Origin of the sequence: Methanosarcina acetivorans C2A (genome assembly GCF_000007345.1) — an archaeon.
GTDB lineage: Archaea > Halobacteriota > Methanosarcinia > Methanosarcinales > Methanosarcinaceae > Methanosarcina > Methanosarcina acetivorans.
This window is the reverse complement of record NC_003552.1, coordinates 1,725,480-1,751,008: the sequence shown is the minus strand read 5'-3', so window position 1 is coordinate 1,751,008 and position 25,529 is coordinate 1,725,480. Positions and strand designations below refer to the sequence as shown.

Below are 25,529 nucleotides of genomic sequence, written 5' to 3'. Positions count from 1 at the left end.
ACTTATTTGAAGAATTTTTCCACTTCGGAAACCGCAGAAGCCATCGAGAAAATAACTACACGGTCTCCGTTGTTGATAGTGAAACCCCCCCTTGGAATTATAGTCTCTTTTCCGCGTACTACCATATTGATAAGAGCTCCTTTGGGGAACTTTACCTTGTTTAAGGGTTTGCCGACAATTTTTGACCTCTCGGAAGCCGTATATTCTATGATTTCAGCTTTTTCGCCTTCGATAGTTGTGAGCGTCTGTATGCCTTTGCCCATGGTAAGTTTGAGGACCTCGTTTACGGTTGCTTCCCTGGGGCTTACGGCCATGTCGATTCCTACCATTTCGAAAAGAGGCAGGTAGTCCGAGCGGTCAGCCCTGGCAATTACCTTTTTTGCTCCAAGCTGCTTTGCAAGCAGGGCGCAGAGCAGGTTCTTTTCGTCGCTGTCCGTAACCGCAACAACAACGTCCATGTCCTCAATATTTTCTTCCTTTAGAAGGTTGACATCAGTGCCATCCCCGTTGAGCACAAGGGCATTTTCCAGCATCTCGGCAACTTCTATGCAGCGGCCCCTCCTGTATTCAATAATCCTCAAATCAGCGTTTTCTTCCCTGTCAATCAGTTTTGCCAGATAGAAGCCCACAGTTCCGCAGCCAATAAGGAGAATTCTGTTTCGGTGGGGCACTTCATTCCCGAAAACGTTCTCAAGGTTTTCTATAGCTTCGGGCTTGCCCACAACTACCATGTGGTCGTTTGCCTTGATTAAATCGTCTCCGTGGGGAATTATGATCTGGTCTTCACGGAAAACCGCACTGACAATGCAACAGTCTGCAAGCCGAAGGTCCTGCATCTGCTTTCCTACGAGTCTGCTTCCCGGGTTTATTGCAAACTCGGTCATCTTTACTTTTCCCTCGGCAAACATTTCCGCATCTATGGCAGAGGGACTGGAGAGCACGTCAGCAACTTCCGATGCGAGTGCAAGTTCAGGGCAGATCATAAGGTCGACGCCAACCTGAGCTCTTGACGTAAGAGGGGAATCTATATAGTCAGGATTGCTAACCCTCGCTATGGTCTTTGTATCCTTCCAGCTGAGTTTGTTTCTTGTAATGAGTTTGGTGGTCATGCAGGTAACAATGTTGACCTCATCAACCCCCGTAACAGCTACAAGCAGATCGGCATTATGCAGAAATTTTGAAAGAATGTCTGCGTTCGCGCCGTTTCCTTCTACCACGAGCACGTCAAGTTCATCTGCTCTTTTTGCTGCTTCCTCGTCTTTTTCTATAATTACCACATCATTTTTAGAGGAGAGGGCTTTTGCAATATGATAGCCTACTTCCCCTGCACCAATAATTACAGCCTTCATAGAACACCTTCAAAAAAACTGTTTTTAATGAATCTACCACTGTAAAAATTACCGAACCAGAAGCAATGAGCATAGGACAGATTAAAAAGAACGAAAAGATTCGAATAAAAATAACCGAAGTGAAAGCAGTCAAAGTAAATAAAGCTAAAATAAACATATAGAATATGTCAGGTTCAATCCTTAAGCGTAAAATGCCGCCTGATACGTGATCCGTTGTAGTAAAATTAATCAGCGTGTTTATCATCTCTGGAAATTAACGTTTTGCAAACCAGAATTTTTCGAACCTATGCTTTTGCGAAGTAAGTATGATTCTTAGCATAGAATTAAACAGGTATATATAAATGTTTTTCAAGCTTCCAGTATAGAAAATAGTCTTGATATAAAGAAATTCTATAAAGAAAAAAGGAATTCTACACAGAGAATTCTTCATGAAATAGAGAACAAAAGAGAAAAGAAAAAAGTGTGTAAAAGGGAAAAAATAGAAAATTAAAAAAGATCTGAAAAATTAGAATTTAAGCCGAAGTTTTTTCAACTTTCAAAGGCATCTTTTACTTTTTCAAAAATCCCTTTTTTATGCTTTTCGGCTTTACTTTTTTCCTCCTCTTGGGGCTTCTTTCCTTTGCTCAGATTCTCAAACTGGCGGAGCAGCTCTTTCTGTTCCTGATTGAGCTTTGTAGGAGTCTTAATTATCACTCTTACGAGCTGGTCCCCTTTGCCGTGTCCATGGAGGCGCTGTATGCCTTTGTCCCTGAGCCTGAAAACGGAATGGGTCTGAGTCCCTGCCGGGATGTTCATTTTGACCTTGCCGTAAAGGGTATCAACCATAACATCGGCTCCGAGTGCGGCCTGGGTGAAGGTTATTGACAGTTCGGAGATTACATCGTAATCGACCCGCTTGAAATGCCTGTGTTCCATCACGTGGATGATAATATAAAGGTCTCCTGAGGGTGCCCCCGGCTCTCCTGAATCACCTTCTCCGCTGAGCCTGAGGCTCATGCCTGAGTCAGCTCCTGCAGGTACGTTAACTGTTATTGTTCTCTTATTCCGGACTCTGCCCGCCCCGCCGCAAACAGGACATGGGGACTCAATTATCTGGCCTCTGCCGTGACAGGTACTACAGGTGGTGGTGCTTATGAACTGCATCCCCAAAGTTGAACGGGTGGTGCGGACCTGTCCTGTACCGCCGCAGGTCGGGCAGCGCTTCGGGCTTGTTCCCGGTTTTGCTCCTGTGCCTGAACAGGTGGAACACCTTTCTGTCCTTGGGATATCTATATCCTTACGGACACCGAAAGCAGCTTCCTCGAAGGTTATATAGAGGTCATACTGGAGGTCCGAACCTCTCCTCGGACCCATGGGCCCACCTCTTCTGCCGCCTCCGAAAAACATTTCAAAAATGTCTCCGAACCCGCCAAAGTCCGCGCCTCTGAAGATGTCCTCTGCACTGTATTGATTATCTATTCCGGCATGCCCGAAGCGGTCGTACTGAGCCCGTTTTTCCGTGTCTGAAAGAACGGCGTAAGCCTCGGATATTTCCTTGAATTTGTCCTCAGCTCCGGGATCCTTGTTTCTGTCAGGATGGTACTGCAGTGCAAGTTTCCGGTAGGTTTTCTTTATATCTTCGACTGAGGCATCTTTAGGTAGTCCGAGAATTTCGTAATAATCACGTTTGGTAGCCATCAGGATTCCCTGTAGTTTTAAAAAAATAAAGGAGACGGAACCTGTTCCCAGGTTTCCGGTCAGGCCTGGGAATTCCCAGGCATCTTCTGTTACTGTTAATTCTTCTTTATTTACTTACGCTTTTCGTCGTCAACTACTTCGTAGTCGGCGTCAACGACGGTCTCATCAGGACCCCTTGCATCAGCGCTGCCCGCTTCACCTGAAGCCTGTTGAGCCTCCTGCTGGGCTTTCTGGTACATGGCCGTCGAAATCGGGTATACGGCTTCCTGAAGAGCTTCTGTCTTTGCCTTGACTTCTTCGGTGTCCTTGCCTTCAAGGGCTTTCTTCAGGTCTTCGATTGCAGCATTGACTTTTGACTTCTGGTCTTCGGTAGCTACATCGCCGGCTTCCTTGATAGTCTTTTCTGCGGCATTGATCAGGGCTTCGGCGTTGTTTCTGGTTTCGACTTCTTCCTTGCGCTTCTTGTCTTCTTCGGCGTGGAGTTCCGCGTCCTTAACCATGCGCTCGATTTCTGCATCGGAAAGTCCGCCTGGTTTCTGGATGGAAATGGACTGTTCCTTTCCTGTGCCCAGGTCCTTTGCATTCACGTGCAGAATCCCGTTTGCATCAATGTCAAAGGCAACCTCGATCTGAGGAATGCCTCTCGGAGCCGGGGGTATACCGTCAAGGGTGAACCTGCCAAGAGTTTTGTTTTCAGAAGCAATTCCGCGCTCTCCCTGCAGGACATGGATCTCGACCGAGGGCTGGTTGTCAGCAGCGGTTGAGAAGATCTGGCTCTTTTTGGTCGGAATGGTGGTGTTCCTCTGGATAAGCGGGGTTGCAATGCCTCCAAGGGTTTCGATACCCAGGGTAAGGGGGGTAACGTCGAGCAGAAGGACATCTTTTACTTCTCCGCCCAGCACTCCTGCCTGAATGGCTGCACCGATTGCAACTGCCTCATCAGGGTTGATGTTCTTGTAGGGCTTCTTGCCTGTAAAGTTCTCCACAAGTTCGACCACGGCAGGCATCCTTGTCGCGCCTCCTACAAGGATCACTTTGTCAAGGTCATTTGGCGTAAGCTTTGAATCGCTGAGGGCGCGGCGCATGGATACGAGGGTCTTTTCCAGGAGATCCTCAGTCATCTTCTGGAACTGGGCTCTGGTCAGGTCTATGTCCATGTGTTTTGGTTCCCCGTCAGGTCCGACTGTAAGGAAGGGGAGATTGATGTTAGTTACGGTGACCCCAGAAAGCTCGATCTTTGCTTTTTCAGCAGCGTCTTTCAGGCGCTGGAGGATAGCTTTATCTTTGGAAAGGTCAATTCCTTCGGTTTTCTTAAATTCTGCGAGCAGGTGATCGATAACGCGCTGGTCGAAGTCATCTCCGCCAAGGTGAGTGTCTCCACTTGTAGACTTTACCTCAAAGACCCCGCCCCCGAGCTCAAGGATGGATACGTCAAAGGTCCCGCCACCGAGATCGTAGACAAGGATCTTCTGGTCCACATCTCCTTTGTCAAGCCCGTAAGCCAGGGATGCGGCTGTGGGTTCATTTATGATTCTCAGGACTTCAAGTCCTGCAATCGAACCTGCATCCTTTGTAGCCTGCCTCTGCGCATCGTTGAAATAAGCAGGAACTGTAATAACAGCTTGTTTTATTGTCTCTCCGAGATAAGCCTCTGCTTCCGTTTTGAGCTTTTGGAGGATCATCGCAGAAATTTCCTGCGGGGTGTATGTTTTTCCGTTAAGAGTGACTTTGTAATTGGCTTCTCCCATGTGCCTTTTAATGGAATAAACAGTGTTCTCAGGGTTTGAAATTGCCTGCCGCTTTGCGACCTGGCCCACAAGTTTCTCCCCTTTCTTGGAGAATCCAACAACTGAAGGAGTCGTTCTGCTTCCTTCGGCATTCGGGAGCACGACAGCGTCCCCGCCTTCCATCACTGCCATACACGAATTAGTAGTACCAAGATCTATACCCAGTATCTTTGCCATGTTATATCCTCATAGTAAATTATCAATCAAATTATTTAGTTAGGTTACCTTGTCAGGTCGTTTTTCAGATTAATCAGTTAAACTTCCGTCAAGGAACCCGGAAAATACTTAATAAACTTATTTTGCTTGATCGGCAGGACCTATTTGTTAGATGCCTGCCCGGAGAAGTTATTGAATTTAGTGTCGATTTGAATGTAGAATTTGAATGTAAGTTCAGTTTAACCTGTGTAAATGTAAGTTCGGTTTACATCTGATTTTGAATTAATCAGTTTTATTTTTCGGTCTCGTCGGGGTTTCTTGCCACTGAAACCAGAGCGGGTCTGATAACCTTTTCGTTCAGGGAATAACCCGGTTTGTAAACATCAACTATAGTATTATCCGGAACTTCGGAAGTTTCTATGTGCTGGACAGCCTCATGTCTATGAGGGTCAAATTCGCCTGCCTTTTCGCATTTGATTCTCTCAAGCCCGTACTTTTGCAGGATAGAGAAAAACTGCTTTGAAAGCTGCTCGATTCCGCTTACAATCGAACCCATATCTTCTGCAGTCTGTGCAGATTTCAGGGCACGTTCGAAGTTATCCGTCACTTCGACAAAGTCAAGAAGCACCTGTTCAAGCACAGCTTTTCGGTTTTCTTCCATCTGACGGGCGGTCCGTTTTTTGAAGTTATCAAAATCCGCTGCAAGCCGGAAAAGTTGATCCTTTAGGAGTTCGTTTTCCTCTCTGCAGGCAGCTTCCGGACTCTTTTCAGTGCCGGAACCTGCAGTCGCTTTTTCAGGCTCTGCCGTTTTTTCACCGGCTTTTTTGGTAGAAGGTCCAGATTTCCGGGCTTCGGAATTTCCAGCCTGGGTCTGGCTCTCTTCTTTAGAATGTGTACTTTCCTTTTTAGTGGACTTCTTCATTTATCGATCCCCATGAAATTCTTCTAACGGTTCGCTCGCCTTGATCTGTGATTGTTTGTAATTCTATAAATAGTTTTTGGATAATCTGATAGCAGATATCCCAGAGGAAGCAAAAAAAGAAAAATCAGTAAAAGTGGTTCTGAAGTTTATGAGATAGTACTTTAAGCATTACGACGCCTGCAATCATGCAGCCTGCAACTGCTGAAATTACCTGTTCCCATCCAATAGTTGAAATTCCTCCTCCCAATGCAAACTGCACGCCTCCAACAAGGGAGACAAAAACGAACGAAAGTCCAAAACCTGCAAGTGTTCCTCCCATAAGGGAACTCAGGGTATCTAACCCCTGTCTCTCATAGAAGACCATCCCTCCTATAAACATAACAGCAAAGATCATGAGTACAAATGCCAACGGCAGGGGGCTTGATCTGGTAGAAAATATATCAAATAGCCCTAACCCCATGTCAACAAGGAATATACCCATAAGAACCGCAACAGCGAGGGTTTTGACAAAAGGATTTTCAAACAAAGACTGAGAATTTGGGTTTCTGCTGTTGATTTTACCAGCCACCATCAAGATTATTTGTATACCTTTTATGCTATAAACTATATAAATTATATAAACCTTTACTTATGTAACAGTATTAGTTACCTCTCTCCCATTTTTCTTTCATATCCCCCTATCAATCTATTCGGATAATTTTCCCGTAGATTCAAAGAATTCATTTTCGTCTTCTTTCTTCTCTTCTTTTTGCGGGAAAGTTCACTCTCCTGTGTCAACCCATCAAGTAGTCCGCTTGAGCGAAGCGAAACGGACAGCGCACTGCAGAGCCGCAACTCTGCTGGCGCAACTCTGCTTAGACAAAAAATAATATAAAATGACCTGGTTTTTCTTCTCCGATGAAAATTCTGATTGCAGAATTCGCTGTCGGTACGGATATCGAAAAGTCCCTTATCCCGGAAGGGGCAGCTATGTTGAAAACACTTGCAGAAAGCTTTGTCCGGGCAGGGCATGAAGTGTACTATCCGTCTGCAGGTACGGAAATAGGTGCAGGCACTTCCTTTAAATCCACGGCTGAAAACTTCAGGCAGGTAGTTGAAAAGGAGGCAAAGAAATGTGATGCCGGACTTCTTATCGCTCCTGACGGAATGCTTCCCGAGCTGAACCGGATCCTTGAAGAAAATTCCGTAAACCTGGGGTGTTCACCGGAATCGGCAGCCTGTTGTGCGGACAAAGTCCTGTGCACAAAAGTCCTGAAAAAGGCTGGAGTTAAGGCTCCCGAGATTGCGGAATGGGCTGAAAAGGGCAAAAAGTATGTCATAAAGCCAAGGTTCGGATGTGGAGCAGAGGCAACATCTCTTGTTATGGATTTCGAGAAGACAGAAGCTTTCATTGCAAATGATTGCATCGCAAGCGAATATATTGAAGGAAAACACCTGAGCGTAAGCCTTATTGCCGGGGAAAAGCCGCTCCCACTTACGGTAAACCGCCAGTTCATCGAGTTTGGAGAGAAAAAGGACGGGGCAGGAGAAAATTCTGAGAAAACCGGAATCTCTGGCATAAAATACAACGGAAGCCTGACCCCATACCCTACTCCGCGAAAAGAGGAGCTCTATGAGACTGCAATTTCTTCAGTAAAATGTCTGGGTTGCTTTGGGTATGTGGGTGTGGATATCGTACTTTCGGACATTCCGTATGTCGTTGATGTAAACCCAAGGCCCACAGCTTCTTTGTTCGGGATCAGCAGGGTCATGAAGGAAGAAATCGGCGAACTTCTTCTCAGGAATAGGTTCGGCAAACTCCCAGATTCCGTGCGGATCGAAGGGGAATATCACTTTTCGAAAGATATGCTTGGCGAGCTTTTCGGAAGGAATTGATTCGGGGAAAAGTTTGGATAATCGGAAAGGGGAAAATGTGAAAAATTGGAACAGATAAATTTGCGGAGAATTATAAGTTTAAGATTTACTGACCTGGAAATGACGAGAAGGAATCAAAATGAATTCAAAAATCATAGGGCTTGATATTGGAGGAGCGAATACCAAACTTGCCTCCTCGGACGGAAGGATCGTAGAACTTCACTACCTGCCTCTCTGGAAAAACACAAGGCTGCCGGAGGTCTTAAAGGAGATTGCAAAAAGGCTGAAGCCTGAAGAGGTAGCTGTTGTGATGACCGGGGAGCTTGCAGACTGTTTTGAAGACAAGGAGCAGGGTATTCGTTTCATAAAAGAAACGGTTGATTCTGCTTTCGGTTCTGAAAAAGTATCATATATAAACAGTCAGGGAAGGTTCCAGAGTGAAGCTGATTCCCTGAGGGAACTTGCGGCTGCAAACTGGGCAGCTTCCGCCCGGTTGATTGGAGAAGAGGTCGGAGATTGTATTTTTGTTGATGTCGGGAGTACCACAAGTGATATCATCCCTATCATATCAGGGGAGCACAGGGCAGGGCTTACGGACTTCGAACGCCTGCTCAAGAGTGAACTCGTATACGCAGGCACCCTCAGGACAAACCTCGCCGCCCTTCTCGAAAAGGTCAAGCTTGAGAAAGGCGCATGTCGGACCTCTTCGGAACTCTTTGCAACGACAGCAGATGCTTACCTCATCCTCGGGAAAATCGAGGAAGCTAAATATACCTGTGAGACGGCTGACGGGGCTGGCAGGAGCAGAATAGAAGCCATGCGCAGGATTGCACGGCTGGTCTGTGCAGACCTTTCGGAGGTAGGGGAAAGGGAAATCTACGAGATTGCAGAGCAGATAAAAGAAAAACAGGTCTCTACCCTGGCTGAAGCGATCTTCGAAGTTGCGGAAAGAAACGGGCTTAACAGGATTGTATCTGCGGGCCTGGGAGAGTTTCTTATTCAGGAAGCTGCAAAAAGGCTAGGATTCGAATGCATTTCGGTTTCCGGGCGCTGGGGAGAAGAAATCTCAAAGGTTTTTCCGGCATACGCTGCTGCCCGCTTGCTGGCAGCCGAAAAATCAGGAAACTGAAGCTCCAGAAAATCTGTCTCCCTTATTAACTTAAATATATTCCACCAAAAAATCGAATCTGGTTCCCTTGATACTTGAACCTTAACTGAAAGCCATTTATTGAGAAAAACCTTAAAGAACGAGAAATCTTCATGAAAACCATTCGGGTAGTTATTAAAGTGGGAGGAAGCCTGATAAGCGAAGCCCCTGCGCTCCTTGACAGGCTCGTAAAAGAATTTGGCTCCGGCCCTTCTGAAGCTACTGCGGAGGAGAAGGTTTCTGATGAGCAGGTTTCCGAAAGCCCTCTTTTTTCCATCCTTATCGTGCCCGGTGGCGGGGTGTTTGCAGACGCGGTACGGAGCGCTGACGAAAGGTTCGGGCTTGGAGATGATGCAGCTCACTGGATGGCTGTACTTGGCATGGAGCAGTACGCCTGCTACCTGCAGGACAAAAGCCCAGCTCAGGTTACGGATTCGATTACAGAACCGCTTTCCGGAGTTTCGATTCTTTTTCCTTACAGGCTTCTGAAGACCGAAGACCCTCTTCCTCACTCCTGGGACGTAACTTCGGACACAATTGCTGCCTGGGTCGCGAAGCAGACCGGATCCCTCTTCATTAAGGTTACGGATGTTGACGGAATTTTCAGGGAAGGAAAACTGGTCAGGGAGATTTTAGCCTCAGATTTTCCAGAAAATTTTGAAAGCTGTATTGACCCTTTCCTGCCCGGATTTCTCCTGAAAAACAGAATGGAATGCAGAATTATTAACGGAAAATTTCCTGAGAGGGTAATTCAGGCGGTGTACGGAAAAACTGTACCCTGTACGACGGTAAAGGGGAATATTTAAATCGTATATCGTATATGACTAGGGAGAGAAGCAAACCGTGTCCAAAAAGCATCATTATATTCAGTTAATCAGACTTATTGATGTTAACACAGGTGCCAAAAAAAGCAGGATCTGGAGCTTGAGAAGGTGCCTGATTCACCGGTTAATTCATTGCAGTTCACTATAAAAAATAATTCAGGAGAATTAAAATGTCATCACAGAAAGTTGAATACTGTACCTCATGCGGTATCCGTCTTGTGGAGAAAGGCTATGTGAAGTTCCCCTGCCCTCAGTGTGGAGCAGAGATCGGAAGATGTATAAGCTGCAGGCAGCAGGGTAACGTGTATACCTGCCCGAAGTGCGGATTCAAAGCTCCGTGATTTTGGCCAGAACGCTATAGGCTCAAGAGGCGCATTGTAAAAGCAGCTTGAATTTGTTCATAGAATCATAATATATTACAAGAGGGATTGAAATGGGTGATGTTGCAGCAAAAATTAAAATTATGCCAGAAAGCATTGAAACCGACCTTGCGGAATTGAAAGAGAAAATAAAAGCCGTAATTCCTGCAAAGGCCGACCTTCACGGAGATATTGTTGAGGAACCTATCGCTTTTGGCTTGAAGGCTCTGATTGTAACACTAATCGTTAATGACGAAGAAGGTGGAACCGAACCTGCAGAAGAAGCTTTTGCAAAAGTTTCCGGTGTCGAGAACGTTCAGGTTCTGGAAGCCTACCGCATCTGAGAAGGGAAAAAGAACCGGACAATGTATCCGGAAGACTTTTTCATCATTCTCTTTTTAAAAAAAGGGCTCGTAGATCAGGGGAAGATCGTTACGTTCGCAACGTAAAGGCCGCGGGTTCAAATCCCGCCGAGTCCATTTATTGGATCAGCTAATTAGACAGATTTTTTTTTATTTATCCAAATTGTGATTCAGGAGGTCGCTTTCTTTTTCGAAAGCTTCGGCACCCGAGTTTCACTTCCCGAGTTCCGCTTCGGGAGCACGAGGTCCGTTTCGCTTCGCTCAAGCGGACTACTTGACGGGTTTTTATAGGTAGTTTCGCTCAAGCAGACTATTTATGGGAAGAGATGAGCCTCGCTCAAGCGGACTAAATTAAGAACAACTGTAAAATAAAGAGATACAGGAGAGTGAGCTCTATCGAATGACGGAAAAAAGACAGAGGAGAAAAAGGAGCCTAAAAGCTTCTGGGAACACTCCAAACTGAAGCTTAAATTTGGAAATGTTGTAATTTATTTTTCCTGTTTTATGTTATCATATTTTTACACAAATGTTTAATATATTCAGATGTTTTAAGTTCTTTTGATACCTTTTAGGGTGAATCCCTCTTTTTTAACTGTCAAAAAAATGAAAACAATTAAATACAAATAACTCTTTTTAAATATTAGTGTGGTTATCCCACGCTAGAATACCCCCTCAGATGGCCAGGGAAAGTTGAAGCTCCCCCTGGCCATCTATGTTATATTTTTTAAGAGGGGGTTCTCAGTTGAATTTTTCTGTTTCTGTGGTTTTTTTCGCGATCCACATTCAAACTTTACAAAATCCCGTGCTACATCATATACTTTTTAAATAATGGATACATAACAGAGCAACGTATATTTTTTTTACAATAAAACCCCGATATGTCGGATTGAAGGGAGTAAATAGCGGAAAAAGGGAAGATCCGCAAGGCTATTTTTACTCTGTTTTTAAGCTAAAATATGGTTCTCGCTCTGTAATCCACGAGACTAAGGCAAAAGTGAAAAATGGGGGACTGGAAGATTAAAAGTAACGGCTTGCCCAGGAAAAAAGGAGAGGCTCAAAAAGAAGAGGCTGGGGAATTAGAACAGGAAACCTCAATAGAGTTGCAAGAAAAAATAATAGATCCCTTACCTTCGGAGAACCCTAACCCTGTCCTCAGGGTAGAAAAGGATGGAAAGGTGCTTTATGCCAATAGGGCAGCCTGCTTTCTTCTTGAGCACTGGGGCATAAAGGACGGAACCGAACTTTCTCAAACACTTAGGCAAGGTATAAGAAGAGTCCTTTCCCAGAAAAAGCCTGAAAACTTTGAAATCAGCATAGGGGAAGCTACGTATGCTCTGATGCTTTATCCCCGTCCGGAAGATGAGTTCATAGACATTTACGGGTTTGATATAAGCTTCAGGGTCCGGGCTGAAGATAAACTCAGGTCCCAGCATGAAAGGCTGGAAAATCTTGTTGAGCTGAGGACCCTTGAGTATATAGAAGCAAACGATAAACTTGCACAGGAAGTAACCGAAAGAAAAAATATTGAAAAAACCCTGCGGAACAATCTTCAGTTTCTTGAGACACTTCTTGACAACATCCCGAGCCCTGTCTTCCAGAGGGATCGGAATGAGGTTTATGTAAACTGCAACGAGAGTTTTGCAAGGCAAATCATGGGGCTTCCAAAGGAACTGGTCATAGGAGAGTCGTTCTCTGAGTTTCAGAAGAGAGTTCCAAAAGAGCTCGTTGATATCTACTATAAACATGACAGGGAACTTTTTGATAGGGGTGGGAGCCATTACTATGAGACCAAGGTTTTCTGCGCTGACAGCGCAAGCAGAGACTTCCTGTTCCATAAGGCCACTTATGAGGATAGTTCTGGAGAGATTGCCGGAATTGTGGGCGTAATGCTGGATATCACTCAGCGCAAAGAAGCTGAAAAAACTTTCAGGAATAGCGAGGAGAGATACAGGATTGTTGCCGAGCAAACAGGACAGCTCGTTTATGATTCCGAGGCCGAATCGAATAAAATTGACTGGGCTGGGGCAATAGAAGAACTTACAGGCTACAGCCCCGAAGAATTCAGTCACGTAGATCTGGAAGGATGGATAGCACACGTCCATCCCGAAGATCGCGAAAGGGCCTGGAAATCACATGAAAAGTGTATGGAAAACGGGGGGAGATACCTTGAAGAATACAGGTTCAGAAGAAAAGACGGAAGCTACTTCCATGTAGAAGATAGCGGCGTGTATCTTCAGGATAACCTATCCCGGGTTTATCGGATTGTAGGAGTAATAAAAAATATTACGGAAAGAAAACTTGCTAGAGAAACCCTCGAAAGAAGTGAAGAGAGATTCCGCGTTACCACAGAACAGACCGGGCAGCTTGTTTATGATTATAATGTGGAAAAGAACCACAGTTCCTGGGCTGGGGCAATAGAAGAACTTACAGGATATAGCTTTGAAGAGTTTCAGGATTTTACCCCGGAAGTATGGGCTCAGCATGTCCATCCCGAAGACCGGGAAAAGGCATTAAAAGCCCATGAAAGGTGCATTAAAAACGGGGGAAAATATTTCGAAGAATATAGACTCCGAAGAAAAGACGGGAGCTACATCTGCGTTGAAGATGGTGGCATTTACCTGAAAGCTGGGAACGGAGGGATATGCAGAGTTCTTGGGGTAATTAAAGACATAACTGAGAGGAGATCTGCCCAGGAAAAACTTCGGGAAAGTGAAGAGAGGTTCCGGATAGCTGCAGAACAGACCGGGCAGATAGTGTTTGAACATGACCACGAGGAGAATATTATCAAGTGGGCAGGAGCTATCCTAGACGTCACGGGATATACAGTGGACGAGTTTAGCAAATTCGACTACGTTTCATGGGAAGACCATATCCATCCCGAAGATCGCGAAAGAGCCCTTTGTGAACTCAGGAAATTCCAGCAAACAGATAATAAGTTCCGCATTGAATACAGGTTCAGGAAGAAAGATGGGATCTACATTCATGTGGAAGACAGTGGGGTTTACCAGAGAAACGAAGACGGAAGCATTCGCAGGTCTTTAGGTGTAATGAAAGATATTACAGGCATAAAACTGGCTTCTGAAAAACTGAAAGAAAGCGAAGCTCGCTACCGGTCCTTCATGAAAAACTTCCGAGGAATTGCCTTCCAGCTGGGACTTGACTTCACCCTGATCCTCATAGACGGCAATACGGAAGAAACTACGGGTTACCGAAGAGAAGATTTCCTCTCCGGAAAAACCAACTGGTACCAGCTTGTTCATCCTGCCGATGTAGGCAGGCTTTTTGAGAATAGAAACAGATTGGTAAACGACCCCTGGCTCTTAATAGAGCACGAGTACAGAATAAGGCACAGGGATGGAAAAATAAGGTGGGTTCGTGAGATAATCCAGAACGTTTTCGATCCATCGGGAAGAAAGAGAATCCTCCAGGGGATAATCTATGATATTAGCAAGCAAAAAGAAGCTGAAGAATCTCTTGCAAAAGTGGAAGAAATCCGTAAAAAGGAAATACACCACAGGATAAAAAACAACCTGCAGGTAATCTCAAGCCTCCTCGAACTTCAGGCAGAGAAATTTGACAATCTCGAGGTTCTCGAAGCCTTCAGGGAGAGCCAGAACCGGGTTGCTACGATGGCAATAATTCATGAGGAACTGTACAGGTCCCGAAATAACGAGACTCTGGACTTTTCAGCTTACCTTCAGAAACTGACTGCAGACCTGTTCCACTCATACCTTGTCCGGAAAGGAGATGTCGGTATGCAGCTCAACATCGAAGAGATTTTCCTTGGAATGGATACTGCAGTTCCTCTCGGGATAATCATCAATGAGCTTGTATCCAATTCTCTGAAACACGCGTTTCCATCGGGTAGGAAAGGTGAAATTTACATTAGTCTCTGCAGAACAGACGAAAATAATGAAAATAAAAGTATAAGTAATATCATTAATAATATGGATGCTAAGAGTCCAGTTGATAAAAATATCCAGTACATGCTGGTAATTTCGGACAATGGGTTGGGTTTTCCGGAAAATGTCGATTTCACGAACACGAGCTCTCTGGGTCTCCAGCTGGTAAATATACTTGTTGAACAACTGGAGGGCGCGATTGAACTTGAAAACGATTCGGGGACTAAGTTCAAGATCTGGTTTAAGGAGCCCTGCCAGTCATCTGAAAGAGTAACCAGTGCCAAAGGGGAGATACAATGAAAAAAGCAAAAATTCTGGTTGTTGAAGACCAGAACATTGTCGCTCTGAACATCAGAAACAAACTCAAAAATCTGGGTTATACTGTACCCGGTACTGCGTCCACAGGAGAGGAAGCAATAAGAAAAGCAGAGCTGACTAATGCAGATCTTGTTTTGATGGATATCATGTTGAAGGGAGACATGGATGGAATTGAAGCTGCCCGTGAAATAAAAGCCCGCCTTAAAATTCCTGTCCTGTATCTGACAGCTTACACTGACGATGAGACCCTTGAAAGGGCTAAAATGACAGAGCCGGCAGGATATATTTCCAAGCCTTTCAAAGAAGAAGACCTGCACAGCAATATCGAGATGGCACTCCATAAACACAGAACCGAAAAAAAAGAGATTGAAAACTCCGACAGCGACGAATGAAAATCTTCAATATACCTTGACCAAACCCGTATCCGGCTAAAACTTCCAGTACAACGGATACGTATTTCCTGACAAATTCTAAAATTTAGTAGCCTTTCTCAATAATTCAGCTCTTCATTTTTTGCTCCCTTTTACTTTTCCCGCGCTTTAAGGGATAAAATTTTTTACGAATATTTTTTCCGGAAATAAGGTCGTATATATTTTTCAGGCGAGAAAATGAATAAACTGAGCTTATTTGCGACAGGGTTAAATATCAAATCTAATAAAAAATATTAATAAACTAACTTATAAATTTGAGTACATTTTTCCGAATACGGAATAGTAAAAAACGGAGTGAAATAATGGACAAAGCAAAGATTCTGGTCGTTGAAGATCAGAATATCGTGGCCCTTAACCTTAGAAACAGGTTAAAAAACATGGGATATATCGTTCCTACTATTGCTATTTCAGGGGAAGAGGCTATACGAAAAACAGAGCTTACAACTCCTGATCTTGTTTTGATGGATATTATGTTGAAAGGGGATATGGATGGGATTGAGGCAGCCAGGATTATCAAATCCCGCTTTTCAGCACCCGTTATTTACCTTACTGCCTGTACTGATATTGGAATTCTTGAGAGGGCAAAACTAACAGAGCCTGCAGGGTATATTTCGAAACCCTTCAAAGAAAAAGATCTTGTAAGCAATATAGAGGTGGCTCTTCAGAAAAACAAATTGGGTAAAGTAACTGAAGAATAACGAAAGGAACCAATTTTACCTTGTGGAGAGTTTTCGGCTTTCTACGTTACGCCATGCGTGTTATGGCCTGTTTTGAGATTGGGAAATAAAAAGAAAACCCGAACCTGCATCACTATCGGAAGAGCCCGAATATAATAAATAAATTCTGCACCTGCCTTAGAAACATTTTTCCCTGCCCAGGAAGCTTTTTTAACTCCCATTATCAGACGCTAATAAAGCCAGTAAATAACCTTTCAACCAATTATCAGGTGCTAGTAAAGCCAGCTTTCCTGGAATGTCTGATCAAGAAATTCCAGTGGGAATTTTCTAACGCCTGGAGTTCAGGAAAGTGACTAAATTAAAAAGGAGCCAGAGGCCACAGAAAAACCAGAATATCGGACCTGCTGTGCTTATAAGAAACTCTCCTTTTTCCGGGTTATCAGGGAACAAATCGATATATAGCGAGCCGGCAGTCATCAACAGAAAACTTATGATCGTAAATAAAAGCAAAACCGTTCTTGTTCTGGAAGCTATTGTATCTGAGCGGGAAAAATCATTCATAGAATAAGTTAGTAGGAGTAAAAATAAATAATTTTTTAAATTGGTTCGTTTTGAAGAAAGTTGTAACTAACTCTGAAAAATACGGGAAAGTCTGGTCAGAGTTGTGGTTTTGAAAGATTCGGACTATTTCTTGATAAAGATAAGGGCGTTAACTGTAGTATATAATTTGTGATTGTGGATTGAACCTGTGGATTGAACTGGAGCTTGGATGATGAACTCCATTAGATCTATAACGCCCGGAATATTAAAAGTAAGAAATCTTATATAAACCATTTCAATTTCATATATTTTTTAAAGTATATTTTTTTAAAGTATATTTAATCACAATATATATTTCTCAATTATATTCCCTTCAATTATATATCGGAATCCTATTTGCGGATAGACTGAATTAAAATAAGCTGGAGAATTCCAGCTCTATATAATGCCAGAATCCCTGTCCGGAAGCCGGGCCTCGAATCAGAGCTTGAGGATTTTTACAGCTTTCAGAGCATCGCCAACCATAGTCTCAATCCCAAGCTTTTTTTCTTCAAGGACTATAAGGTCATAGTTTGCCTTAACTTCGGGCCGTTCCGGGACTGCGGTACAGATCCCGGCCGGCCTTGTAGAGATATCATAAGTTCCAATTCTGCGGGCGATATCCACGATCTCGCTCTTGTCAAAGGCGATTAAAGGGTGATAGATCGGGATAGCAAGCTGGTAGATTTCGGCATGCATATTGGCCGCAGTCTGGGAAGCTACCTGTCCGAGAGATGAGCCGGTAATAATCCCGCTTGCCCCAACTTTCTTCATAACTTCGTAGGCTTCCCTGTACATCATGCGCTTGCAGAGGAGGCAAGTGTTTTTTCGATCGCATGTCCCTATAAAAGCTCTTAGATTTGGACCGTGGGGGATCTCATAAGTTGCGAACTGATGTCCTGGAGCCCAGGTCTGAAGCTGGCGGATACAGTCAAAAGCCCTTTCCCTTGCTGCATCTTCTGCATAGGGAGAGTTATTGCAGTAAACAGGCGTAATCATTACCCCGCGTTTCATCATCAGCCATGCAGCTACAGGGGAATCGAGGCCACCGGACATAAGCACTACCATACTGCCCTGCGTACCAAGGGGTAGCCCTCCCACTCCTTTAACCGTTTCCAGATAAACGTAAGCCAGATTCTGCCGCATCTCTACAAAAATTTCCTTATCCGGAGAAGTCAGGTTCACTCTGGGATGTTTTCCTTCTTTTTCAAGTGAGTCCCAGACAGCATCCCCGCAGTTTCTCCCCACGTCCGCTGAGGAGAACGGATGGTTTCCGCTTCTCCTTGCCCGAATGGCAAAAGACTCTCCTTCCCGAATGAGACCTGTTCCAAGAAAGGCACAGGTTCTGGCTGCGCTCTCAAGGTCCGGTTTCGTTACTAATGCAGGGGAGGTTGAAACTACTCCAAAAACGTCTGCTGCAGCTTCTGCTGCCCGTGGATCTGTTGTCTCGATAAATATCCTTCCCCATTCTCGCCGTAGCAGGGAATACGGAATGTTCCTCGAGTCCAGCATAGCGGCAATGTTCTTCATGAGAATTTTCTCATACCAGTTCCGAACGCCTGTGCTTTTAAGGGCAAGCTCCCCGTATCTAACTATAACAACATTTGGCTGACCTTCGAAACCCTGGCGAGAAGGATCTGAGTCCTGCTTATCCGTATTGTCAGTAAAAATATCTGGCATGTTCTGGCTATCTCTTTTTGTTTTTTTCTCAACATCATATGCATTTTTTGAGTTTATCTCTTCGGAATTGCCTGTCATGGATATTTAACGGTTAGGGCAACATAGCGTTTAAAGGTTTCAGGAAAAAGAATTTTTCTGAAAAAAATGGTACATTGCGGCAACCCTGGAGAGCTCAATAGAAACCCTTAAATATAGGAATATTCTCGAACCTGCAGGATTTGCAGGGGCATATATGAAAGAATATTAAAAAACATGAAAAACTGTTCTTTTAGTCTATCATCTTTGATCAGTATAAAATATATACAGACCGTAATATTATTTTTGGAAAATCTATATAAGTCAGGACTTGCATAGAATTGTATGCTATTGTGTACTACGCACAATATCGAAGACATTGGGTAAGACTGGGTAAAAATTGCCCAACTATCGAAACGACGCAAGTAAAAAAAGACAACCACGCCAGGGGTGGAGTACCAATGGATACTCTGAAGAAGCTTGCAGGGAAGTCGATTGTAACAGCAATTGCTGCATATAGCCTTCTGCTGATACTGTTTCCTGTGGGCTGGATCGTTTTGCTCGGGACGACTATCGGTAAGCCGAGCCCAGAAAAAGGATCTATCGAAGCGAGAATCCTTGGGGCAGACCTTTAAGTCTGAAACCCCGAGAGAAAAGGCATGGGTGTCAGAAACTAACAAGGAAGCCCGAAAGGTGTTTCTGGTCAACATTCTTGCCGCCCAGCACCGGTGTCGAAATAAACAAGGGAGTCCGCAAGGCTTCTGGCCAACATTCGCACCACCCTCTTGCAATCTGAGAACTGGTTTCAAGCGGGTGTCGGAAACTAACAAGGGAACAGCAGTTTCAGGAAAGCTATCCGGCTACCTGCCATATCAAGAGGCGGATCTGGGAGGAACTGGATGAAAAAGATGGAAACGGCCGTTTCTGGCTACATTCAGGCAACCCACTTTTTTTTATTCTAATATAATTTTGTTTATGTCTTTTTATTAGTTTTTACTGTCTTTGATCAGAATTCATTTTCATCGCGTTTTCATCACTTTTAATATATCCTCATTGTATTTCCCTTATAATTCCATTAGTTTCCCTTATAAATCCATTAGTTTCCCTTATAAATCCATATTTTCCTTGAACCCTTTTATATTTGAATAGATTTGTGATTTTTATGATTTGCAGAGAGAAATGAAGAAGGGGGAATAATGATATCCGGTGAATGTATCTTCTTATAGCCTTACCCCGAACTCCAGCGTCCTTCCCGCTCCATCAATGATTGTCTTTTTCCCGTCCTCGTAGATGTATCTTATTGATATATTTCCATCTTCGCCGTACTTTGTCCAGACTGTGGTGTTTTTGTCCTGCGACCACATGTACTCGTATCTGGTGTTGTTCTCTTCGTTCCCGGTTATTATCATGGATTTGCAAAGGGTTTCGTTTTCGAACTCTTCGGTGCCGGTAACTGTCATATTAAGGGCTTTTCCGGTGGTAGGGTTTTTAATCTGGACCTGAGCTCCTACAGGGCACCAGTCGCCTTCGGCTTGTTCGGAGATGCTGACATTAATTTCGGTATCATTGCTCGAAATTGAGATTTTTGTTCCGCTATCCCCCAAACAGCCTGAAGCGAGAAGGGCGGTTGTGAGAAGCAAGATCAGAATTGCCTGTTTTTTTGACAAATTATATCACCTGGTTTTCATTTCCAATTAAAGATAAGGATCAGCCCATAAAAATTATTCCATTATTCCATCCAAGCCGGCTATTTGCAGGAAAATAAGAATTCTTCAGCTTCAATATGTTTTTTCCTTATAAAATTAACACTTTTTTCTCATTTTTCGGGCATTGAATATGCTATTTTATTTACAAAAAGATCTTGTCTGATATTTTTTTTATACCGATTAATCAATACATATGTATAATTATATGTGAATTTGTAGCAAACAGGAGAGTTTTGAGTGGTAATAAATGCAGTAAAAAGTGGAGAGTGCGGATCACAATGGGTGCTTCAAATCCTTTCTACAAGCCCTTATTCCGTAATGAGGGCTGGAAATGACGGAACTGTACTTTATGCAAACGAAGCCTCAGTTACTTTACTTGAAGTCTGGAGAACAGGAATCGGTCAAAAACTTCCTTTTCAATTTCTTCTTTTTGTTCGAAAAGCGATCAGGAAGAAAGAGGTTTTAAACATTGAAGTAAAAGTGAATAAAAAAGAATACTTTTTCGTTTTTAATCCTTTGGAAAATGGATATGTGCATATCTACGGAATGGACCTTACCTTCATGGCAGCAAGAAAGAAGAAACTACTTACGCGGGAAAAGCAGCAAGAACCTTTTCCCGAAACCCTGATGGACCGGACTGCAGAGATGGTAGCTTCAGTTCTCAAAGCCGAATTCTGCAGAATTTTCAAGCTTCCTCACGAATGTAGTTACTTTCCGGGAAGTCAGTCCTCAATTCAGGAAATCGGATGTACTGGACAGCCTGCCAGTTCAGGTGAACTTTCCGGCGGGGTCAGTGTCTTTATAAGAATCCAGGGAAAACCCCCCCTGGTCGCAACGCTTTATAGAAACAGGCAGGATGAGTTTGCTCCCGAAGAAGTTCGTTTTTTGAGGTACGTCCTGTCTCTGATTCGCAAGATTCAGAAGTGTAAAGGGATCGATAACGAACTTCAGGACCGAATACTTTTTTTAGAGTCCCTGCTTGAGGAGGTTCCAAACCCTGCTTATTTCAGAGATGTGAGCCAGACTTTTCAGGACTGCAGTGAGTTTTTTGCCGGGAAAAATTCCCTCTTTTCTGATCGAAAAACCTCAGGGTATTCGATGAATGAGCTGGAAGAAGTAATTCCAAAGGAGCTTACCGCTATCTACAAAAGAAAAAGCGTGGAGTTCCCAGGAATTTCCGGGGATTTGGAGGTGATCCCGGGCGTCTGCGGTATGTTCAGGGAAAGTGAGGAGGCATTGCAAATCGCCCTCGAAGTACAAAAAGTACTCTGGACAGTCATCAATAACAGTCCTGCAGTCGTTTTTTTATGGCGCAATGAGGATAAATGGCCTGCGGATTTTGTGTCTGAAAATGTCTCCATGTTAGGGTATGAAGTTGAAGACTTTACCTCCGAAAGAGTCCTTTACGGCGATATTGTCCATAGAGACGATCTGAAAAATGTTCAGGAAAAGCTTGACCGCTGCATTGAAGACCGGTGCGAGGGTTTCAAGATGGAATACCGGATCTGCACAAAAACCGGGGAACTGCGCTGGGTCGATGAGAGGACTTACATTCAGAGGGACGATGAGAGTCATGCTATTTATTTTCAGGGTGTGGTCATCGACATTACCGAGAGGAAAGCTGCAGAAGAAGCCCTGGCAAGAGCCGAGCATCTCCGAAAAAAAGAGATCAACCACAGGATCAAAAATAACCTGCAAATAGTTTCTTCCCTGCTTGACCTGCAGGCTGAACAGTTCAGTGACAAAAAAGTTATCGAAGCTTTCAGGGAAAGCGAAAACAGGATTGTTTCAATGTCGCTTATACACGAAGAGCTTTATGAATCCGGAAACCTCGACATCCTGGATTTCTCCTCCTATATCCGCAAGTTAATTGACGATCTCTGTCGTTCGTACAGCACGGAAAGTTCCCATATCCGGATAAAACTTGATGTGGAAACTGTTTTCCTCGGAGTAAATCTGGCAGTATCCCTTGGCATTATAATTAACGAACTTTTTACCAACTCCCTGAAGTATGCCTTCTCTCCGGGAAAAGGAGAGGAGATTAGCATTTCCTTGTTACGAGAAGATACCCGGGGGCAAGATCAGCGACCTGAAGCGATAAGTGAAAAGGTCTTCCTTACAGCATCTGAAGACAGTGAAAATTTCACTCTTGTCTTTGCAGACAACGGGAAGGGCTTCCCCGAAGAATCTCAATTTCAGAAACACGGAATCCCTTGGGCTGCAGCTTGTAAATGCTCTTGTGAACCAGATAGAGGGGAGCATAGACCTTGAGGGAGATAACGGCACAAAATTTACGCTTAAATTCGGAGAAAAAATCAGGGGAAAAACCTGAAATAAGACGCAAGTGATTGTGTTTTAACTTAGAATCCGAATCTGTGTGTGAATTATTTACAGGCTCCATCAGTCACTTTTACTTTGTGATGTCCATCCTCTTTATTCATCTTTTTTTCAAAGTTTTCTTTTTTACTGATATTTCGTTCAGGATGAAATTTTAATAGTAATACCTGCATATTTTAAATTATAAAAATAAGGGGGTAAGTAGATGAGCGAAAAGCTTTTCAACAAAATTCTGATTGCAACGGATGGTTCGGAAAACGCCCAAAAAGCAGCTGCTTATGGAATCGACATTGCGAAGGTAACAGGGGCTGAAGTATCTGCTCTGTATGTTATTTCTACCGAACACGCTGGAACTGCCCGGTCAGTTATGGGCTGGACCGATGCATTTGAAGAATATCTCGCAAATAAAGGAGGAGTTGCAACCGGTTATGTAGAAAAACTTGGAAAAGAAGCCGGAGTTAAAGTGGAGCCGGTGTACCTGAAAGGTGTCCCGGCTGAGAAAATTCTTGAATATGTGGAGGAGAGTGATATTGACCTGATAGTAATGGGCACACAGGGCCTGACCGGAGTCCAGAGGTTCCTGATAGGCAGTGTGGCAGAAAACGTTCTCAGGCACTCAAAAGTCCCTGTAATGATTATCAGATAATGCAGATCCTCAAACTGTCAGTTCTTTTTTCCGATAGGATTCCAAATTTGCCAGAACAGTTTCCAGTTTATCTGGAGTACCGGATTATCCGGAAGTTGTTCATGGTATTCAGTCAACTATTTTTTTGAAGGGTCCGGGGTAGGAGGATCTCAGGTTAAGAGAGTTTCCTCCGGTTAGAAGAACAGCCCCTCGGGTTAGAGGAACGATTCTTCAGATCAAGAACGACCCCAAGCTATGGAAAGTTGCCTGTTGAAAATCAGGTGATCGGTCGAACAGAAATTCCTGACCCCATTTTTCTGGAAATCGCAGCTTTTTAAAGCTCTTCAGTCCTCAAAAATCCCTGAACCTGTAAATACTTCTTTTGCTTCCTCAAGGCTCAGGTCTTCCGGAGGAACAATGATGTCAGACTCCAGAATTTCTTCCGCGCTGACAGATTCTCCTTTTTCCTTTATCTCGGAAATCAGTCTTGCGAGCTCTTGTCTAAATTCCTGGGCTTTTCCTTGCGAAACAAGAACTACAATCCTGTTATCTATCTTGTTTAATTCCTCGCAGAGAGCTTCAGGTGCCCGGTACTGCCCCTCTCCAATGATCCTGATTATCATCTTCAGACCCCCTTTTTTTCTTCCTCTGTTTCCTCTTTTTCGGGCTCCTTTCCAGCTTCGGCTTTAAGCCTTGCAAGTTCGGATTCGACACTTGTCTGGGCACTGATTTTTGCAAGTTCACGCTCGATATCGTCCTTGCTACCCGTGAGGTCTTCGAGGGTACCGGCTTCCATGAGTTCGTCAATCGCCTCGGCGCGGGCTTTCATCTCTTCGGTCTTATTTTCAGCTCTTTCAAGAGCAAGCCCCACATCTGCCATCTCTTCGCTTATCCCGGTGACGGATTCGTTAATCTTCACCTGGGCTTCGGCTGCGGAGTACTGGGCTTTAATGGACTCTTTCTTTGTCCTGAAAATCTCTACTTTTGTAGAAAGCCTCTTCTCCGAGGCGATGAGCTTCTCTTCCTGTTTTTCGAGCTCTGCAATTTCCCTGTCAATCCCATCAACCTGCTGCTGGAGGGCTGCTTTTCTCTCAAGAGCCATCCTTGCGAGGTCTTCCCGGTCTGCAGCAACTGCATCCCTTGCCTGTTTCTCAAGCTTTTCGTTGCTTTGAAGCAGTTTTGCCCGCTGGAGCTGGAGGCGTTTTTTAGAAGTTGTCACTTCCGCAATACCTCTCTTTACGTTCTGCAGCAGTTCCAGCTGCTTTTCATAGGAATAATCAAGGGTTTCCCGAGGGTCTTCCATTTTGTTAAGCACTTTGTTCATCTTTGATTTGAATACGGTTTCCATCCGTGTTAATAATCCCATGTGTTTTCCCCGTTGCTTTTTCAAAAATTGGTCTGTAAACAGACTGGCATTTTTTTCATTTTCTGGTATGAAAGCACTGTGATTTGAAAGTTACTTTCATTACCTGGTGCATATTATTTGAAGAATTTCATGCTTCTTTTCAAGAGTACTTTTTTTGAAAAATCCTGGTATTTTTTTGCAGTACTCTTTTCTTCCTGTATACTCTTTTCTTCCTGTATACTCTTTTCTTCCCGTATACTCTTTTCTTCCCGTATACTCTTTTCTTCCTGTATACTCTTTTCTTCCCGTATACTCTTTTCTTCCTGTATACTCTTTTCTTCCTGTATACTCTTTTCTTCCCGTATACTCTTTTCTTCCTGTATACTCTTTTCTTCCTGTATACTCTTTTCTTCCTGTATACTCTTTTCTTCCTGTATACTCTTTTCTTCCTGTATCTTTTGGCTGGAGTTCTATTTTTAGTTTATCGGTACTTTACTCTGTTTTGCTTTACTTTATCGTTTACCTATCCCTCTGTTTTATTTGATTTTACTTTGCCGTTTCCCCCCATTTTCTTTATATCTTTTTATATCTGTATTATTATATTTCAAACATGATTATTCGTAGTCACGCGAACGTTTTATATATTCAAAACGCAACTTATCTAAAGATATTATGGCAAAACCTGAGACCAAAACTGAATTCTTTTATACCGAAAGAGGGCTCATAGCCGTAGACAGCCCTGTTAAACTCCAGATCCTGAATTTTCTCAGGGAAGAGCCAAAATCGTTTGACGAAATTGTTAAATGTACGGCAAAAGCCAAATCAACTATTTCCGTTCATCTCAATAATCTAAGAACATGCGAGCTTGTTGAAGAAAATTCAGACCCCGAAGACCGGCGCAAGAAGATTTACTCCCTGACTTCCCAGTACATGGGCTGCTCTCAGGAGCCTTTTCTGGAGCATTACCGAAGCCTGCTGAAAAAAGTTGCTGAAAACGGAAATGACAGGTTCTGCTTTATGGAAGCCCTTTTTCATGTGCTGCGATTCGGTTTTGAAGCATACGGGATTGATAATGCTCCTGTTGTCAGGATGATCGGAAGAGATATTGGGAAGTGTCTTTCGGCTAATTTTGAATCAAACACTCCTGAAGCCCTGTTCAGGGAAATTGCAACCTTTATGGAATTTCACGGGGACTGCCGGGTCTCGGTCCTCATGGGCGATTCTCCTGCTCTTCAGGTTGAAGACGACTTTAAAGCCAGGGTCATGCCGGCAATAGGAAAACCTCTCTGTGTGCTTAGAGAAGGCATCCTTGAAGGCGTCCTTAAGGAAAAGCTTGGAAAAGAGTGTGGGGTCCTGGAAACCGAGTGTTATGGGACCGGGCACACACGCTGTCTTTTTGAGATTACAATATAAATTATTTATTTATATTTCCATTTTTACATAATCATTTTTATCACGAATGATGTCTTTTAAGAAA

The 25,529-nt window shown here is 43.8% G+C and carries 22 protein-coding genes and 1 tRNA gene; 14 read left to right on the top strand and 9 right to left on the bottom strand.

Annotated features, from left to right (window positions below):
* Positions 1-2 precede the first annotated feature (2 nt).
* The 5 genes from trkA to MA_RS07660 all read right to left on the bottom strand — a co-directional run bounded on the left by trkA (position 3) and on the right by MA_RS07660 (position 6,417).
* Positions 3-1,349, bottom strand: a complete 1,347-nt coding sequence (trkA, locus tag MA_RS07680) for a Trk system potassium transporter TrkA (RefSeq protein ID WP_011021494.1) — start codon at positions 1,347-1,349, stop codon at positions 3-5.
* Between the two features lie 528 nt (positions 1,350-1,877).
* Positions 1,878-3,026: a molecular chaperone DnaJ gene (dnaJ, locus tag MA_RS07675; protein ID WP_011021493.1), complete on the bottom strand. Its 1,149-nt coding sequence runs from the start codon at positions 3,024-3,026 to the stop codon at positions 1,878-1,880.
* A 110-nt stretch (positions 3,027-3,136) separates the two neighbouring features.
* On the bottom strand, positions 3,137-4,990 hold the full coding sequence (gene dnaK, locus MA_RS07670; RefSeq protein ID WP_011021492.1) for a molecular chaperone DnaK: 1,854 nt from the start codon (positions 4,988-4,990) through the stop codon (positions 3,137-3,139).
* Between the two features lie 271 nt (positions 4,991-5,261).
* A complete protein-coding gene (gene grpE, locus MA_RS07665) occupies positions 5,262-5,891 on the bottom strand; it encodes a nucleotide exchange factor GrpE (RefSeq protein ID WP_011021491.1) in 630 nt (209 codons plus the stop codon).
* 124 nt (positions 5,892-6,015) lie between these two features.
* Complete coding sequence (locus MA_RS07660; protein ID WP_157860127.1) at positions 6,016-6,417, bottom strand: heat-shock protein; 402 nt, start codon at positions 6,415-6,417, stop codon at positions 6,016-6,018.
* A gap of 371 nt (positions 6,418-6,788) precedes the next feature.
* On the opposite strand from MA_RS07660, the gene MA_RS07655 reads away from it, so the two are divergent.
* The 10 genes from MA_RS07655 to MA_RS07610 all read left to right on the top strand — a co-directional run bounded on the left by MA_RS07655 (position 6,789) and on the right by MA_RS07610 (position 16,333).
* On the top strand, positions 6,789-7,766 hold the full coding sequence (locus tag MA_RS07655; protein WP_011021489.1) for an ATP-grasp domain-containing protein: 978 nt from the start codon (positions 6,789-6,791) through the stop codon (positions 7,764-7,766).
* A gap of 118 nt (positions 7,767-7,884) precedes the next feature.
* On the top strand, positions 7,885-8,874 hold the full coding sequence (locus MA_RS07650; protein WP_011021488.1) for a hydantoinase/oxoprolinase family protein: 990 nt from the start codon (positions 7,885-7,887) through the stop codon (positions 8,872-8,874).
* Between the two features lie 131 nt (positions 8,875-9,005).
* Complete coding sequence (locus MA_RS07645) at positions 9,006-9,698, top strand: amino acid kinase (RefSeq protein WP_011021487.1); 693 nt, start codon at positions 9,006-9,008, stop codon at positions 9,696-9,698.
* A gap of 188 nt (positions 9,699-9,886) precedes the next feature.
* Positions 9,887-10,057, top strand: a complete 171-nt coding sequence (locus tag MA_RS07640; RefSeq protein WP_011021486.1) for a zinc finger domain-containing protein — start codon at positions 9,887-9,889, stop codon at positions 10,055-10,057.
* Between the two features lie 92 nt (positions 10,058-10,149).
* Entirely contained in the window at positions 10,150-10,419 is a 270-nt protein-coding gene (locus tag MA_RS07635) for an elongation factor 1-beta (RefSeq protein WP_011021485.1), read from the top strand.
* Between the two features lie 63 nt (positions 10,420-10,482).
* Positions 10,483-10,554, top strand: a tRNA-Ala gene (locus tag MA_RS07630).
* Between the two features lie 884 nt (positions 10,555-11,438).
* Positions 11,439-14,639, top strand: coding sequence for a PAS domain-containing protein (locus tag MA_RS07625; protein ID WP_011021484.1), 3,201 nt, complete (start codon positions 11,439-11,441; stop codon positions 14,637-14,639).
* A complete protein-coding gene (locus tag MA_RS07620; protein WP_011021483.1) occupies positions 14,636-15,049 on the top strand; it encodes a response regulator in 414 nt (137 codons plus the stop codon). The genes MA_RS07625 and MA_RS07620 overlap by 4 nt, the downstream gene beginning before the upstream one ends.
* Positions 15,050-15,390: 341 nt before the next feature.
* Positions 15,391-15,786: a response regulator gene (locus MA_RS07615; RefSeq protein ID WP_048065130.1), complete on the top strand. Its 396-nt coding sequence runs from the start codon at positions 15,391-15,393 to the stop codon at positions 15,784-15,786.
* Positions 15,787-16,114: 328 nt separating this feature from the next.
* Positions 16,115-16,333 (top strand): hypothetical protein, encoded by a 219-nt coding sequence (locus tag MA_RS07610; RefSeq protein WP_011021481.1) that lies wholly within the window; start codon positions 16,115-16,117, stop codon positions 16,331-16,333.
* A 452-nt stretch (positions 16,334-16,785) separates the two neighbouring features.
* Here MA_RS07610 and thiI read toward each other — a convergent pair whose 3' ends face one another.
* A complete protein-coding gene (gene thiI / locus MA_RS07605) occupies positions 16,786-18,024 on the bottom strand; it encodes a tRNA uracil 4-sulfurtransferase ThiI (protein WP_048066223.1) in 1,239 nt (412 codons plus the stop codon).
* Positions 18,025-18,500: 476 nt separating this feature from the next.
* Between thiI and MA_RS26685 the strand changes: the two genes are divergently transcribed.
* Positions 18,501-18,674, top strand: coding sequence for a hypothetical protein (locus MA_RS26685; protein ID WP_157860126.1), 174 nt, complete (start codon positions 18,501-18,503; stop codon positions 18,672-18,674).
* 585 nt (positions 18,675-19,259) lie between these two features.
* Here MA_RS26685 and MA_RS07595 read toward each other — a convergent pair.
* Positions 19,260-19,706: a hypothetical protein gene (locus tag MA_RS07595; protein WP_048065128.1), complete on the bottom strand. Its 447-nt coding sequence runs from the start codon at positions 19,704-19,706 to the stop codon at positions 19,260-19,262.
* A 276-nt stretch (positions 19,707-19,982) separates the two neighbouring features.
* Here MA_RS07595 and MA_RS24430 point away from each other — a divergent pair, with 276 nt between their 5' ends.
* Both MA_RS24430 and MA_RS07585 read left to right on the top strand, forming a co-directional pair.
* Positions 19,983-22,016: a histidine kinase dimerization/phosphoacceptor domain -containing protein gene (locus MA_RS24430; RefSeq protein WP_011021477.1), complete on the top strand. Its 2,034-nt coding sequence runs from the start codon at positions 19,983-19,985 to the stop codon at positions 22,014-22,016.
* 271 nt (positions 22,017-22,287) lie between these two features.
* Entirely contained in the window at positions 22,288-22,728 is a 441-nt protein-coding gene (locus MA_RS07585) for a universal stress protein (protein ID WP_011021476.1), read from the top strand.
* Positions 22,729-23,051: 323 nt separating this feature from the next.
* Here MA_RS07585 and MA_RS07580 read toward each other — a convergent pair whose 3' ends face one another.
* A complete protein-coding gene (locus MA_RS07580) occupies positions 23,052-23,330 on the bottom strand; it encodes a PspA-associated protein PspAA (protein ID WP_011021475.1) in 279 nt (92 codons plus the stop codon).
* Positions 23,331-23,332: 2 nt separating this feature from the next.
* On the bottom strand, positions 23,333-24,073 hold the full coding sequence (locus MA_RS07575; protein WP_011021474.1) for a PspA/IM30 family protein: 741 nt from the start codon (positions 24,071-24,073) through the stop codon (positions 23,333-23,335).
* Positions 24,074-24,724: 651 nt separating this feature from the next.
* On the opposite strand from MA_RS07575, the gene MA_RS07565 reads away from it, so the two are divergent.
* A complete protein-coding gene (locus MA_RS07565) occupies positions 24,725-25,465 on the top strand; it encodes a V4R domain-containing protein (protein WP_011021472.1) in 741 nt (246 codons plus the stop codon).
* The last annotated feature ends 64 nt before the right edge of the window (positions 25,466-25,529 follow it).